The 12,247-nt window shown below is 73.7% G+C and carries 16 protein-coding genes; 9 read left to right on the top strand and 7 right to left on the bottom strand.

The annotated features are described in order from the left end of the window. Positions 1 to 35: 35 nt before the first annotated feature. On the top strand, positions 36 to 683 hold the full coding sequence (locus tag FDM97_RS18350; RefSeq protein WP_137991481.1) for a class I SAM-dependent methyltransferase: 648 nt from the start codon (positions 36 to 38) through the stop codon (positions 681 to 683). 16 nt (positions 684 to 699) lie between these two features. On the opposite strand, the gene FDM97_RS18345 is transcribed toward FDM97_RS18350, so the two are convergent. Continuing rightward, positions 700 to 1,503, bottom strand: coding sequence for a LysR substrate-binding domain-containing protein (locus FDM97_RS18345; RefSeq protein ID WP_137991480.1), 804 nt, complete (start codon positions 1,501 to 1,503; stop codon positions 700 to 702). Between the two features lie 58 nt (positions 1,504 to 1,561). On the opposite strand from FDM97_RS18345, the gene FDM97_RS18340 reads away from it, so the two are divergent. Continuing rightward, a complete protein-coding gene (locus FDM97_RS18340; protein WP_137991479.1) occupies positions 1,562 to 1,972 on the top strand; it encodes a DUF5997 family protein in 411 nt (136 codons plus the stop codon). Positions 1,973 to 2,096: 124 nt separating this feature from the next. Further along, on the top strand, positions 2,097 to 2,492 hold the full coding sequence (locus FDM97_RS18335) for a nuclear transport factor 2 family protein (RefSeq protein ID WP_137991478.1): 396 nt from the start codon (positions 2,097 to 2,099) through the stop codon (positions 2,490 to 2,492). A gap of 23 nt (positions 2,493 to 2,515) precedes the next feature. Here the strand turns inward: FDM97_RS18335 and FDM97_RS18330 are convergent, their stop codons facing one another. Next, the gene (locus FDM97_RS18330) at positions 2,516 to 3,295 is read right to left on the bottom strand and encodes an SGNH/GDSL hydrolase family protein (RefSeq protein WP_137994887.1); all 780 of its coding nucleotides are present in this window, start codon (positions 3,293 to 3,295) and stop codon (positions 2,516 to 2,518) included. A gap of 136 nt (positions 3,296 to 3,431) precedes the next feature. Here FDM97_RS18330 and FDM97_RS18325 point away from each other — a divergent pair, with 136 nt between their 5' ends. After that, on the top strand, positions 3,432 to 4,094 hold the full coding sequence (locus FDM97_RS18325; RefSeq protein WP_137991477.1) for a class I SAM-dependent methyltransferase: 663 nt from the start codon (positions 3,432 to 3,434) through the stop codon (positions 4,092 to 4,094). An 18-nt stretch (positions 4,095 to 4,112) separates the two neighbouring features. Here the strand turns inward: FDM97_RS18325 and FDM97_RS18320 are convergent, their stop codons facing one another. Both FDM97_RS18320 and FDM97_RS18315 read right to left on the bottom strand, forming a co-directional pair. Then, positions 4,113 to 4,610, bottom strand: a complete 498-nt coding sequence (locus tag FDM97_RS18320) for a nucleotide triphosphate diphosphatase NUDT15 (RefSeq protein WP_137991476.1) — start codon at positions 4,608 to 4,610, stop codon at positions 4,113 to 4,115. A gap of 59 nt (positions 4,611 to 4,669) precedes the next feature. Beyond that, positions 4,670 to 4,852: a hypothetical protein gene (locus tag FDM97_RS18315; RefSeq protein ID WP_137991475.1), complete on the bottom strand. Its 183-nt coding sequence runs from the start codon at positions 4,850 to 4,852 to the stop codon at positions 4,670 to 4,672. 219 nt (positions 4,853 to 5,071) lie between these two features. On the opposite strand from FDM97_RS18315, the gene FDM97_RS18305 reads away from it, so the two are divergent. Beyond that, on the top strand, positions 5,072 to 8,197 hold the full coding sequence (locus FDM97_RS18305; RefSeq protein ID WP_175439156.1) for a hypothetical protein: 3,126 nt from the start codon (positions 5,072 to 5,074) through the stop codon (positions 8,195 to 8,197). Between the two features lie 51 nt (positions 8,198 to 8,248). Here the strand turns inward: FDM97_RS18305 and FDM97_RS18300 are convergent, their stop codons facing one another. Together FDM97_RS18300 and FDM97_RS18295 are read right to left on the bottom strand one after the other, a co-directional pair. Next, positions 8,249 to 8,539 (bottom strand): DUF3817 domain-containing protein, encoded by a 291-nt coding sequence (locus FDM97_RS18300; RefSeq protein WP_137991472.1) that lies wholly within the window; start codon positions 8,537 to 8,539, stop codon positions 8,249 to 8,251. A 5-nt stretch (positions 8,540 to 8,544) separates the two neighbouring features. After that, positions 8,545 to 9,018 (bottom strand): hypothetical protein, encoded by a 474-nt coding sequence (locus FDM97_RS18295; protein ID WP_137991471.1) that lies wholly within the window; start codon positions 9,016 to 9,018, stop codon positions 8,545 to 8,547. A gap of 92 nt (positions 9,019 to 9,110) precedes the next feature. On the opposite strand from FDM97_RS18295, the gene FDM97_RS18290 reads away from it, so the two are divergent. From FDM97_RS18290 to FDM97_RS18280, 3 genes are all read left to right on the top strand, one after another. Continuing rightward, a complete protein-coding gene (locus FDM97_RS18290) occupies positions 9,111 to 9,452 on the top strand; it encodes a PadR family transcriptional regulator (RefSeq protein ID WP_137991470.1) in 342 nt (113 codons plus the stop codon). Next, positions 9,449 to 10,126 (top strand): permease prefix domain 1-containing protein, encoded by a 678-nt coding sequence (locus FDM97_RS18285; RefSeq protein WP_137991469.1) that lies wholly within the window; start codon positions 9,449 to 9,451, stop codon positions 10,124 to 10,126. Before FDM97_RS18290 ends, FDM97_RS18285 begins: the two co-directional genes overlap by 4 nt. Before the next feature lie 117 nt (positions 10,127 to 10,243). Beyond that, entirely contained in the window at positions 10,244 to 10,600 is a 357-nt protein-coding gene (locus FDM97_RS18280; RefSeq protein WP_137991468.1) for a hypothetical protein, read from the top strand. Positions 10,601 to 10,603: 3 nt separating this feature from the next. Here FDM97_RS18280 and FDM97_RS18275 read toward each other — a convergent pair whose 3' ends face one another. Further along, positions 10,604 to 11,959 carry a cytochrome P450 gene (locus FDM97_RS18275; protein WP_137991467.1) on the bottom strand — a complete coding sequence of 452 codons (1,356 nt, stop codon included), beginning with the start codon at positions 11,957 to 11,959 and terminating at the stop codon, positions 10,604 to 10,606. A gap of 122 nt (positions 11,960 to 12,081) precedes the next feature. Between FDM97_RS18275 and FDM97_RS36865 the strand changes: the two genes are divergently transcribed. Further along, entirely contained in the window at positions 12,082 to 12,216 is a 135-nt protein-coding gene (locus tag FDM97_RS36865) for a hypothetical protein (protein WP_284440294.1), read from the top strand. Positions 12,217 to 12,247: the final 31 nt, after the last annotated feature.

Here is a 12,247-nt window from a genome sequence, read left to right as displayed (position 1 = left end):
CGCCGACGACAGAGGCGTGGTGGCATGCTGACGCCATGGGGGATTCACACAGCCATGCCTCTGTCCGCCACAGCTACGACACGGTGGCCGAGGAGTACGCGCTCCGGCTCCACGAGGAGCTGGCGGGCAAGCCGCTGGACCGGGCGCTGCTGCGCGCGCTGCTGGAGCGCTCGGAGCCGGGCACGGCCGTCGCCGATCTGGGGTGCGGTCCCGGACACGTCGCGGCCTGGCTCGCCGCACAGGGCGCGACGGCGGTCGGCATCGATCTGTCCACCGGCATGATCGAAGCCGGCCGCCGCCGGTATCGCGACGTGGACTTCAGGGAGGGCGACCTGCTCGCCCTCCCCGCCGCAGACGAGGAGTTCGGGGCGGCCGTCGCGCTCTACTCGGTCATCCACCTCGCCCCCGGGGAGCTGCGCACGGCCTTCACGGAGGCCCGGCGCGTGCTGCGACCCGACGGGCTGCTCCTGGTGGCCTTCCACGTCGGCGAGGAGCTACGGCACCTGGACGAGTGGTGGGGCCACGAGGTGGACGTCGACTTCCACTTCCACGAGCCCGCCCGCATCGCCGGCCTGCTCGAGGAGGCCGGCTTCACCGTGGAGATGCGTATGGAACGCAGCCCGTACGCCCACGAGGCCGACACCCGCCGGGCGTACCTCCTGGCCCGCCGCGCCGCCGCCTGAGGGCGCGGGCGCGCGGTTACGACCTGCGGCGGGGCTTGCCGCGCTTGGCGCCCTGGGAGGCCTTGGCGCCCTTCGTGCCCTTCGTACCCTTCGCGGCCCTCGCGCCGCCGGAACCGGAGGATCCGCTCCGTGTGCCCGTGCCCGTGCCCTTGCCCGTCGATCTGCCGGCCGCGGGCTTGGCCTTCGGCTGGGGCGGGGGCTGGGCCACCGTGCGTCCTCGGGTGCTGTTGACCGTCCGCCCGCGCACGATCCCGATGAACGTCTCCACGAGGTCCGTGGTCTCGTCCTGCGGCCACGACAGGGCGACACGCGACTCGGGGGTGTCCGAGAGGGGGCGGTAGGTGAGGTCCTTGCGGTGGTGCAGACGCGCGAGCGACTGGGGGACGACGAGCAGCCCCACCCCCGCCGCCACGAGCTCGACGGCATCCGCCGTCGTCGCCGGGCGTTCGATCGCCGGCAGCCCCGGCGGACGCTCCCAGTCGAGGGTGTCGTCCAGCGGATGCAGCACGATCTCGTCCGCCAGATCCTCCGGCGACACCTCGTCGACGGCCGCCACGACGTGGTCCTTGGGGACCACGACCACGGTCGTCTCGGTGTAGAGGGGGATCGCGCTGAGGTCCGTACGGTCGACCGGCAGGCGTACGAAACCCGCGTCCGCGCCGCCGCCCCGCAGCAGGGCGAAGGCCTCGCCGGCCGGTACCTGGACGAGGGGCAGCGGAATGTCGGGCAGGCGTTCGTTCCAGATCCGCACCCACTTCGTGGGCGTCACTCCCGGGACGTAGGCGAGCCGGAACGAAGGGGGTTCTTCCTGGCCAGTCACCCCGCCAGGTTACCGGTCGTGGTCAGAGGTAGCTCACACGCTCGATACCCTTGACACCATGACGTCGCACCAGACCACCCAGACGATGAAGCCCGCGACCGCGGCGAAGAAGCTGGGTGTGTACCTCGAGGCCACCCCCGCCGAGTTCCAGGAGGGTGTCGTATCGCGCGCCGAGCTGAACGCCCTGCAGACCGATCCGCCCGAGTGGCTCAAGGAGCTGCGGCGGGGCGGCCCGCACCCCCGGCCGGTCATCGCGGCGAAGCTCGGCATCTCCATCTCGGGGCTCGCGCGGGGCGGCATCACGGACGCCCTCACCACCGAGCAGATCGAGGCGCTGAAGAAGGACGACCCGGAGTGGCTGCGGAAGGAGCGCGCCACCCAGGCCGAGGTCCGGAAGGAAGCGGCGCGGATCAAGGAGAAGAAGGCCGAGCAGGCCGAGAAGGCTGCCCGGTCGCGCTCCGACCGCTGATCATCCGCTGACGAGGGCGGGCGCGGGCCTGTGAGACCCGCACCCGCCCTCTCGCGTATGCGGGCGCAGGCCACTACTCTCCAAAGTGGCTATTCACTTTGTTGAGTACGAGAGAGGTCGGTTGATGCACCCCTTCCGCAAGGCCGTCGAGAACCGGGACGAAGCGGCCGTGACGGCCCTCCTGGCCGAGAACGTCGTGTTCACGAGCCCCGTCGCCTTCAAGCCGTACGCCGGAAAGCCGATCACGGCCGCGATCCTCCGAGGCGTCCTGCGCGTCTTCGAGGACTTCACCTACGTCCGCGAGATCGGGAACCCCGACGGCCGCGACCACGCCCTCGTCTTCACGGCCACCGTGAACGGCAAGCGGATCCAGGGGTGCGACTTCCTCCACTTCGACGAGGAAGGGAAGATCGACGACCTGACCGTCATGGTCCGCCCGCTCTCCGCCGCGCAGGCGCTGGCCGAGGCGATGGGCGCCCAGTTCGACCGGATTGCCGCGGAGGCGGCCGCCGGGCGGTGAATCACTTCGCCGGCTGAGTCCCGCTACCGGACCGGCAGCAGCTCGGGGCGCTTGGCCGTGCGGCCCTCGCCGGAGGAGCGGCCGCGCAGCCGCCGGCCGATCCAGGGGCCCAGGAAGCCCGCGACCCACCGCAGCTCGGCGGCCGCCGCCGTCAGCCCGGAGGGCGGTGGGCCCGGGCGCGCCGGAAGCGGGTGGGTCCACGCGTCGCTGCTGCCGGGAAGGCCGAGAGCGTCGGCGACGGCGTCGGCGATGCGCTCGTGGCCGAGCGGACTGGCGTGCAGGCGGTCCGGGCTCCACAGGCGGGCGTCGGTGACGACGGGGTGGGGGAAGGTCTCGGCGACGGCCACGCCGTGCCGGCGCGCCGCCTCCCGGATGCGCGCGTTGAGCGCGGTGACGCGGGGCCCGATCGGCCGCGCGAGCGGGATGATCCGCGTGGTGTCCGGGAACGTGACCGTCGCCACCCGTGCGCCCTGGGCGGTGAGTTCGGCGAACATCGCCTCCAGGTGACCGGCCACCTCATCGGCGTCGAACCGGGGCCGGAGCAGGTCGTTCATGCCCGCGACGACGGTGGCCACGTCCGGGCGCAGCGCGAGCGCCGGCCCGAGCTGCTCCGCGCGTACCTGTCCGGCGAGGCGGCCTCGAACGGCCAGGTTGGCGTAGGTCAGTCCGGGGCTGGTGGCCGCGATCAGCTCGGCGAGACGGTCCGCGCAGCCGCGCAGTCCGGTGGTGTCGTCCCCGTCCCCGAGGCCTTCGGTCTGACTGTCGCCCAGGGCGACGTAACGCGTGTACGGGCCGTTGTGCATGAGCCTCTCGCTCCTCCGTGCGGCGTCGGTGCCGGTGTGGCACGCCTCGATGGTACTCACCAAAGTGGATATTCAATTCGGTGATTACAAGTCCAGGATCGACGGGACTGTCAGTGGCCGCTGCGAAGATCGGCACATGACCGACCGCACTGCTTCGATCGCCGCCTACTGGGACGCCGCTGCCGCGGCCTTCGACGACGAACCGGACCACGGACTGCGCGCCGACCGCACCCGCGCCGCATGGACCCGGCTCCTGCACGGCTGGATACCGTCCGAACCGGCCGACGTCCTCGACATCGGCTGCGGCACGGGATCGCTGTCCCTGCTCCTCGCCGAGGCCGGCCACCGCGTGACCGGCTTCGACCTGGCGCCGAAGATGGTGGACCAGGCGCGCGCGAAGCTCACGGCCGCCGGCCTCACGGGCCGCTTCCTCACCGGTGACGCCATGGCGCCCCCCACCGCGGAACAACGCTTCGACCTCGTGCTGTCACGGCATCTGCTCTGGACCCTGCCCGACCCCGAGGCCGCGCTGCGCGCCTGGGTGAGCCGGCTGCGGCCGGGCGGCCGACTGGTCCTGGTCGAGGGGCGGTGGCGCGAGTCGGGCCAGAGCGGCGTGCCGTACGTCGCCGGAGCCGAGTCCCTGCCGTGGAACGGCGGCATCGGCGCCGAGGACCTGGCCGCCGCCGTACGCCCCCTCGTCTCCGGGCTGCGCGTCGAGCCCCTCGACGGCGACCGGCACAGCGACCTGTGGGGCAAGACCGTGGACGACGAGCGGTACGCCCTGATCGCGGACGTATGACGCGGGCCGCGCGGGCGCTCAGCGCCGACGGGCGACGGGGTAGCGGTGGAACGGGCCGTCCTCGATGGGGAGTTCCGGCCGCCATGTCCTGAGCGCCTGCGCGGACGGCGGGAACAGCGGCTGCGGGAGGGCGTCGGGGGAGATCCACTCCCAGCGCCGGATCTTGTCCGGTTCGGCGACGGCCGGGGTGCCGCTGAAGGCCCGTACCACCGCCACCGCCGTCATCCGGGTGAGCTCCGCCGACGTGAGCGTGTCCAGCAGGATCCCGATGATCTCCACGTCGGCGACATCGGCCACGAGCGTGGTCTCCTCGGCGAGTTCACGGACGGCCGCGCTCTCAAGGGACTCGCCCGGGTCGACCTTGCCCCCCGGCAGCTCCCACGCGCCCGTGGGATGCAGACCCAGGAGCACCCGCCCCGCCTCGTCGGTCACCACGACGCCCGCGCCGAGCGAGGCCTGCGCGGTCGGCGGCTGGACGTTGCGACGGGGCGTGGGCGGCTGCTCGGCGGCGGACATGACGACTCCTCGGAGGCTGGGGCGCGTACCGGCCCCAGCCAACACCATGCGGCGGCCGCTCAGCGAAACGCGGAGACCCCGGCGAAGAACACCGCGAGCGACGTGCACGCCGCCCCGCCCCCGATCAGTGCCGCCTGCGCCCGCCCGTTCCCGGCACGCCGCGCGGCCCAGCCCGCGCAGCAGGCGAGATGGAGCGCGACCGACAGCGCGAGCAGCAACCAGAGCAACTGGACCTGACTCATGGCGATCCCTTCGGTGTTGGCCCCGCGTCACGATCGGCGGGGTCGCATGCCGAGAAGATCCGTGTCCCGGCCGCCGTCCCGCTGCCTTCTGCCTCGGAGTTGGACACACCGGACGGCATCACCCCACGTCGGGGACGTACGCTTCCCTCTGTCCAGGGACGCCCTGGACACGACCTTGGACACGCACGCGATGGACGGGACAGGCGGGGCAGGGAGCCGGTGGAGGACAGCCGAGCAGCACGACCAGGCAGCGGGGCGGAGGAGTTCGAGGACGAAGACTTCACCACCCGGATCAGAGCCCTGGGCGCCTTCCACGCGGAGCATCTGACGGAACGGGCGCCCTACCGCTTCCTCGCCCGCCACGCCGGTGTGTCGCCGACCACGGTGAGCGACTGGCTGCGAGGGGAGCGCTTCCCGCAGGACGCCGGCAAGCTGAAGGCCGTCGTCCGCGCCCTGCGGGCCGCGGCGCTTCAGCTCGGGATCGCCGAAGCGGAGGGCGAGGCCGTACGCCTCCTCGACGCGGAGGAGTGGGCCCGCGTCCACCGCGCCGAGGCCGCCCGCCGCGCCGGCACCGTCGGCCACGCCGTCCTGCGCGCCCAGGCCAGGGCGGTCCTCGCCCGAGCCCAGCCCGCCCGGACCGAGCCCGCCCGGACCGAGCCCGCCCGGACCGAGCCCGCCCCGGCCCCGGCCGCCGGCCTTCTGCCCGCACTCGCGGCCCCGCCCACCCCCCGACGTACGGATGCGCCGCCCGTCCCCGGCGCGCGACGGGTCGAGGACTGGAACCCGCGCCACCTCGGCGTCAAGCCGGCCGTCGAGGTCCCCGGCGCTCCGGGCGACCTCCCCCTGTACATCCCACGGGACCACGATCACGTACTGCGCCGCGCCCTGCGGGAGACGAGAGCCGCGGGCGGCATGCTGCTCCTGGTGGGGGAGCCCTCCACCGGAAAGAGCCGCTCCGCCCACGAGGCCGTACGCGCCGAACTCCCCGGCTGGTGGCTTCTGCGGCCGAAGGACACCGCCGCACTCGAAGAACTCGCCGATGCGGCGCCACCGGCAGCGCCCGGTCTGGTCGTCTGGCTCGACGACCTGGACCGCTTCCTCTCCGCGCACCCCACTCCGCCGGCCACGCCCCTCTCCGCCCACACGCTCGTACGCCTCCTGGACCCGGGCAGGCCCACGATCGTCGTGGCGGCGCTCTGGCCCGACCAGTACGACCGCCACAGCAACCCGGAGCGCGCCGACGAGGGACGCGGCGACGAGCCGGGCAACGGCGCCCCGTCCCCGGCCCGCGACATCCTCGCCCTGGCCGTCACCGTCGACGTCGCCGAGGAGTTCAGCGACTCCGAGCGCGAACGCTCCCGGAAGATCGCCGAGAAGGACCCGCGCGTCGCCGCCGCGATACAGGTCTCCGACTTCGGCGTGGTGCAGACCCTCGCGGGCGCCCCCGTCCTTGAACGCCGCTGGTGCCACGGCAACGTCTACGGACGTGCCCTGATCGACGCCGCGATCGACGCTCGCCGCCTCGGCTCCCCGGACCTCGTGACCGCCGCGTTCCTGCGTGCCGCCGCCCCCGGATACATCGGTTCCACGGCGTGGGCACGCGCCACCGAGCAGTGGTGGGAGGACGGACTGCGCCACGCCACGAAGAGAGTGGACGGCGCCACGGCCGCGCTCTCGCCCAGGGCCGGCACCGAACCGGGCAGCGTCGTCGGCTACACCCTCGCCGACCATCTCCTGCACGTCGGGAGCCGGCGTCGCCGGCTCGCACCGGTGCCCGAGACCACCTGGCGCGCGCTGCTGGCCACGTCGGCCCCTCACGACCTGGTACGGATCGGCTGGAGCGCGGAATGGCGCCTGCTGTACGAACTCGCCGACACGTTCTACGCCGCCGCCGGGCCCGACGGCGCGGTGCACCGGGCCCGGCTGCTGCGGACCCGGGGACGAACGGCCGCGTCCCGCGCGTTGCTGGAGTCCCTCGCGGCCGACGGGCACCACGAGGCGATCACCCACCTCGTACAGGAACACACCCACGGGAAGGCGGAAGAGGACGATCACGAGGGACGGATCGCCCGACTGCGGCCGTACGCGAGCTTCCATGACGGGGCGGCCGAAGCCCTCGCCGGAGCGCTGGAGGCCGCGGGCCAACGCGGTGAGGCGATCGTCGTGTGGAGGCGGCTCGCCGAGGCCGGTGACGTACACGCCGCTCGCCGGGCCGCGCAGGCACTGGACAGGGACGGCCGCCGCGAGGAGGCTCTCGCGCTGCTGCGTGAGCATGCCGGGCGCCACTCCGACCTGCGGGAGGAGCTGGCCCGCCTGCTCCTGGGCGACGGAACGGCGCCGCGTGTCGCCGAGGCCGAACGCCTGCTGCGGACCTGGTTCGCGCAGGACCCCCGCGCCTACGCCTGTGACGAGCTGCTGGCCGGGCTGCTCGACGACGCGGGCCGCCTCGACGACCTGCAGGAGCTGGCGACGCACGGCTCCCAGGTTGCCAGAGGCCGCCTGACGCGGCACTGGGTGGCACGTGCCGTCGAGGAGCCGGAGGTCGCGGCCCACGCCTTGGCGCTGTGCGCGGAGTGGAAGCCCTCGCCGTACGGCCCGTGGGCGGAGCTTCACCTCTGCCGCGAGCTGGGACTGCTGGAGGAGGCATGGGAGTTCGCGCTCGGCTTCGAGCGCGACCACGGCTCCAACGACGATCTCGACGCGGTCGTCGCGGAGCTGCTCGTGGACGCGGGCCGCTGGGAGGACGTGGTCGCCCGCGCGGACGCGGGCAACTGGCGTGCCCAGCAGGCGATCGCACGGACCCTCGTCGAGCAGGGCCGTATCGCCGAGCTGGAGGCGCGCGCGGCCCACGGCGACGGAGCCGCCCTCGATCATCTGTGCCGGACCCTGGAGCACAACGGCCGCGCCGACGAGGCCGTGGCGCTCTGGCGCCGGGCCAGGGCAGCGGGAGACGAGCAGGCCCGGACCTCGCTGATCGGTCTCCTCGAACGGCTGGGCCGTGAGGAGGAGTTGCTGGCTCTGCTCCGCGAGGAGACCCGGCCCTTGGGCAAGTACGACGCACGGCGGCTCGCGCAGCTGCTCGTCAAGAGGGGCCTCCTCGCCGAACTGGCGGACCGGGCCGCCGCGGGCGACGTGCACGCGGACACCGAACTGGTCCATCACCTCGCGGACGCGGGCCGGTTCGACGACCTGCGCCGCCGCGCCGTCGCGGGCAGCGGCTCGGCCACCCGGGCCCTGCCGTACGCGGCCGAGCAGGAGCCCGTGGCCGCCGCGGCCCTGAGGGGCCTGACCGAATACGGTCTGCGGCTCGACGGCACGGTCGCCGCGCCCCGCGAGGGCGGCTGACTCCCCGGGGGCGACGACCAGGAGGCCCGGCTGGACCGCGGAACGTCGACGTCACAGCCCCGTCGTGGCCGGAGGCGACTGGCCCGCCCGGGAGCGGTCGGTGTCCCGGAGCCGCCGCAGAGCGAGCAGGCCGCCGACTCCCGGGACGACGGACCGCCGACGGGCGCCCGGCGCGGCGGCGCCGGGGGCCGGCCACGTGGCCGCGACGACGACGAGATAGGCGGTGCCGTGGATCGGGCCGACGAGCGTCGAGACCGCGGCTGTGTGCGTGGTGAGCAGATTGGCCGGCAGGATCAGGAGCGAGGCCGCCTCGGCGGCGGCCGCGATGCGCAGCGTGCGCACCGCCCTCACGCTCCGGTGGTCGAGCCGGGGCGGACGATCATGAGGACGACGACGACCGCCCAGAGCGTGTTGAAGACACCGGTCAGCATGGACAGCCGGGCCGCGCCGGCCGCCGCCTCGGCCGGGCCCCCGAGGAGAAGGCGCTGCTGGCGGGGCAGGATCGCCAGAGCGAGGACGGCCGCGGCGATCGCGGTCAGCGCCAGCGACGTGAGAAGCCAGGCGTCGGTCAGGACGCCGAGCTGGGCGGCGGTGGCGAGCCCGAAGACCGGGACGGCGACACCGGCGACGGCGTACCCGCGGCAGATCCGGTGCAGCAGTGCGGCGACGGACGCGGCACGCCCCTCCGGTTCCGGTTTCGGTTCCGCTCCGCCCAAGGCCGACTGCCGCGCATGGCGCGGGAACAGCGACGCGGCCACGGCGATCGGCCCGACCACCAGAATCGCCGCGAGTACGTGTATGGACAGCAGCACCTTGGTCACTGCGGGCCCTCCAGCCGAGATCCATCGATCACCAATATGTTGGCTGCCAATAGATAGTACGCCTACACCTCCATTGAGTAGGCTGCCTACCTATGAGGACGGATGCGGTACGAGGACACCTGGACGGCCTGCTGCTGGCCGTCCTCGAACAGGGCCCGCTGCACGGGTACGCGATCATCGCCGCGGTCCAGCAGCGCAGCGGAGGCGTACTGGACCTGCGGACAGGCACGATCTATCCGGCGCTCAACCGGCTGGAACGGCTCGGACTGCTGAGCAGCAGCTGGGAATCGGTCGGCGAACGCCGCCGGCGCTGCTACGCGCTCACGGACGCGGGACGCGGCGCCCTGGCCGGTGAGCGTACGGCCTGGCACGAGTTCACGACGGCCATCGGTTCGGTCCTCAACCCGTCCGTCACACCCCGGCCCGCCTCATGAGCGCCGTCGCCCCGGCAGCGGGAGACGCCATCGAGGAGTACGTCGTGGAACTGACGGGCACCCTGCACGGCCCGACCCAGGCCAAGACGCGCCTGATCGAGGAGATACGCGACGGCCTCGCCGACACGGCGGAGGCCCTCACCCACGAGGGCCTGGCCTACGCCGACGCCGTCCGCCACGCGGTGCGGGACTTCGGCACCCCCGGCGAACTCGCGCCCGCCTGCCAGCGGGAACTGACCATCGCCCAGGCCCGGCACACCGCCCGGTCCGTCGTCCTCACCGCACCCCTCCTGATCGCCTGCTGGTACACCCTCCTCGGGACCGGTGCCGCCGCCGGGCACGACGGACCACTGCAGCGCACGGCTCACCTCCTGGCCGTCTGTCTGGCCGGCGCCGCCGGCGGCGCCGCACTCCTCGCCGCGGCCACGCTGGCCGCCACCGGAGCCCTCGCCCGCCGACTGCCCACCCCGCACCGACTGCCCCTCGTCGTCGCCTGGGCGGGCACCACCACAAGCGTCGCCATGGCCCTCGCGGCGCTCACGCTCGCCGTCGCCGCCCTCATGGCCGCGAACTGGCCCCTCATCGCGCTCGCCTGCTCCCTCGCGGCCGCGTCACACGCCCTGACGGCCCCCTCGGCCCGCGCCTGCCGACGCGTCGCCCGTCTGCCTGCCTGACGGTCCACCGCCACCGCGGACACGGAAAAAGCGCCTGACTGCGAGCCCGTCACGGCGCTGTCGTCGGCGCTCCCGACCAGCCGCTTCGCGGCAACCGACCTGCGATGAGTGATTCCCATGACCAGCCTGCAGACCACGACGACGACCTTGTGGCGCCCGACCGGCCCCGAGGAGCTGGACCTGGTCCGGGAGCTGAACTGGCGTGCGTGGCCGCCCCGTCTGCCCGAGCAGCCGATCTTCTACCCCGTCCTCGACGAGGACTACGCGATCAAGATCGCCAGGGACTGGAACGTCAAGCACAGCGGAGCCGGCTTCGTGACGCGCTTCGAGGTCGAGTCGGAGTTCCTGCGCCGGTACCCGGTCCAGCAGGCCGGCGGACGGACGATCCTCGAGCTGTGGGTTCCGGCCGAGGAGCTCGACGACTTCAACGCCCACATCGTCGGAGAGATCCAGGTGGTCCACGAGTTCCGCTGACGGTCACGCCGTCGGTGACGGCGAGACCCTGACCTGGAGAGGTGCCCGGAACGACAACAGGTCCAGGACCGGCGGTGGCGGCGCTTCGGGGGTGAGGCGGACGCCAGGAAGGCGGCGGGCCGCCGCGCGAAGGGCGACGGCAGCCTCCGTACGGGCCAGGGACGCGCCCGGGCAACGGTGGCGGCCCACGCCGAAGGCCAGATGGTGCCGGGCGTTGGCGCGGTAGGGCCGCATCTGCTCGGGGGCGTCGAAGACCTCGGGGTCGGAGCCGCTGCCCATGAGCATGAGCAGCAGCTCGGCGCCGGCAGGAAGCGGGACGCCGCCCAGCTCCACCGGCCGCGCCGTCACCCGGCGCCACGTGGTCACGGGCGGCTCGCGCCGCAGCACCTCCTCGACCCACGCCTTGGCCAGGCCCTCCTCGTCCGCCGCCCGCCGCCACAGGCCGGGCTCGGCGAGCGCGCTGCGCAGGACGGTGGAGATGAGCTGACCGGTCGTGGACTGCCCCGCGATGAACACGAAGAAGCACGCGCCGACCACGGTCTGCAGGTCCACCAGCTCCCCGTCCGGCAGACGGTGGCGGACCAGCGCGCCGACGAAACTGTCCGGTGGGACCGTCCGGTCACCGACGACCGACGTGAGCCACTGGTGGAACTCGCCGACCAGCGCCGCCAGTTCGAGCGCCCGCTCCGGCGTCGGGCGCCCCCAGAAGAGCTCAAGCGAGGCGTCGCTCCAGCGGACCAGGGTCGTGGTGTCCAGCCCGTCGATGCCCAGCAGCTCCATCATGACGCGGCAGGGCAGGGAGTGCGCGAACGCGCCGAACAGGTCGCTGCCGTCGTGCGCGTCCAGCTCCGCCCGTACGGTGTCCAGCAGTTCGTCGGCGACCCGCTCGATCACCGGCACCGCCGCCGCGACACGCTGGGCGTTGAAGAACCGGGTGACCACCCGGCGCAGCCCGGCATGCCCGGGGCCCGCGTTGTTGGCCAGCGCGGGACGGAGCCGGAAGCCCGCCCGCGCCAGCACCCGCAGGACGGGAACACTCAAGGGGGTGACCGCGTGCTGCGCGTTGTCCGGCCGGAACACCGCCGGATCGAGCAGCACCCGGCGGATGTCGTCGTAGCGGCTGACCAGCCACAGCCCCGTCGCGGGATCGTGACGCACCGGCGCCTCGGCCCGCAGCCCGTCCAGCCAGGGGTACGGGTCGCGGACGAAGTCCTCACCGAACAGGTCCAGCAGCCCGAACGGATCCTGACCGCGGGTCGAGGCCGCGAGGGACGAGTCGGCGGCGCCGGTCGCCTGACCGTACGGGCAGGGGCCGGCCGTTCCCGTGGGGGACGCGGGCCCGGTGAGGGCGGAAGTCACGCTCGCGGACGCTAGCACGCGGCCGTACGCCTACCGGCCGGTCTGTGCGAGGGATCACGCCGGGATCAGCGCAGGCCAGGACAGGTGACGCACGAGGAGGCGCCGCCCCGGAGCGCGGCGGCGTGGCGCTCGAGCGGGGGGTGGGCTTCCGGCAGGAGGACCCGGCCGTCGTCCTCGGGCTGAGACGCCGTGCAGCCGTTCCGGCCACGCAGCAGGGCGCGGCGACGGGCCGTGACGGCCCGTCGCCGCCGGGCTGAGGGCGAGCGTCGGCGACGCGACCGCCCCCCA

Origin of the sequence: Streptomyces vilmorinianum, from assembly GCF_005517195.1 — a bacterium.
GTDB classification, from domain to species: domain Bacteria; phylum Actinomycetota; class Actinomycetes; order Streptomycetales; family Streptomycetaceae; genus Streptomyces; species Streptomyces vilmorinianum.
The sequence above is the reverse complement of the archived record's forward strand: the minus strand, read 5'-3'. Positions and strand labels throughout refer to the sequence as shown.